This window comes from Salifodinibacter halophilus (assembly GCA_012999515.1).
GTDB classification, from domain to species: Bacteria; Pseudomonadota; Gammaproteobacteria; order Nevskiales; family Salinisphaeraceae; genus Salifodinibacter; species Salifodinibacter halophilus.
Window position 1 is genome coordinate 1 of the sequence record JABEEB010000006.1, and the last position, 1431, is coordinate 1431.

General features: G+C 36.8%; 1 protein-coding gene. It reads right to left on the bottom strand.

Annotated elements, in window-relative coordinates; translation table 11 throughout:
• On the bottom strand, positions 1 to 771 hold a 771-nt coding region (locus HKX41_10360), incomplete at its 3' end, for a phosphoribosylaminoimidazolesuccinocarboxamide synthase (GenBank protein NNC24540.1).
• Between the last annotated feature and the right edge of the window lie 660 nt (positions 772 to 1431).

A 1431-nucleotide genomic window follows, 5' to 3' on the forward strand; every position in this document is an offset into this window, starting at 1 on the left:
AACACCATTAGAAGTTAACCAATCTCTCAAAAATTGTTTATCGTAAGAGTCTTGAGATTTACCAACTTCGTATTTAGCAGCATTCCAGAATCTGGAAGAATCTGGAGTTAAAACTTCGTCAACAAGAACGATGCTGTCACCATCTAAACCAAATTCAAATTTAGTATCAGCGATAATAATTCCTTTAGTGGCAGCGTAATCTCTGGCTTTGGTGTACAAATCAATAGCAATTTTTTCAATTCTATCACATAATTCTTTTCCAACAATCTTGTCAGCTTGTTCTTTGGTGATATTTTCATCATGTTCACCTTGTTCTGCTTTAGTGGATGGGGTGAAGATAGGAGTGATTTGTTGTGATTCAACCACATCACCAATAGGAATACCGTGGACGGTTTTAGATTTTTGGTATTCTTTCCAGCCGGAACCGGTGATGTAACCTCTAACAATAACTTCAAGAGGGATCAATTTCAATTTTCTAACAAGTAAGGATCTGCCTTCCAATTGGTTTCTATATGGTTCTAGTTGAGGATATTTTTGGAAAATGTCTCCTTTGATTAAATGGTTTTCAATTGGCAAGAAATCAAACCAGAATTCAGACAATTTGGTTAAGATTTTACCTTTATTTGGGATACCATTAGACATAATCACATCGTATGCGGAAATTCTATCAGTAGCAACGAATAAAAGAGTGTTGTCGTCAACTTGGTAAATATCTCTGACTTTACCTTTGGCAATCAATGGGAAAGTTCCTTCTAAGTTAGTTGAAGTCATCTGGGAGCTGGTGGTGGTGGTGGTGGTGGTGATTATGGTGATAAAGAAGAAAAAGAAGAAGAGAAAGAAGAGTTGACTCGGAGTAATTCACATTTTTTTTTTCTTCTGCTAATTTAACTTCTGCGACATCATTGACATTAATGTACATGTGGGATGAACTTGAAGGGAAATGCTACCCTAAAAGAATTGTCTTTTTATTTGAATAACGCATATTCGTCTCCCTAATGCGATTCTTGATTATTTATCTTTAAAAAAAATACCACTAATTCATAATTATTGGCTCGAAACTCACAGCCTTTATTTTTTTGATCACGGATTTCGAGTTGAGCCGCGCGTGTTTCCATTTTTGGAGTGAAAAGCAAAAGACCAAGACGAAAGAGAAAAAAAAACCTCAATCGACGGGAGAGGGAAAAAAATCATACTGTTATAATATTTTTTTTTGAATAGTGCCCCCCTTTTTTTTGAAGAAGAAGAAGAACCGATACCAAACATAGAGAAACGAAACAATGTCATTTAAAGCGCTGAAGAAGGGGGGGGATCCTCTAGAGTCGACCTGCAGGCATGCAAGCTTGGCGTAATCATGGTCATAGCTGTTTCCTGTGTGAAATTGTTATCCGCTCACAATTCCACACAACATACGAGCCGGAAGCATAAAGTGTA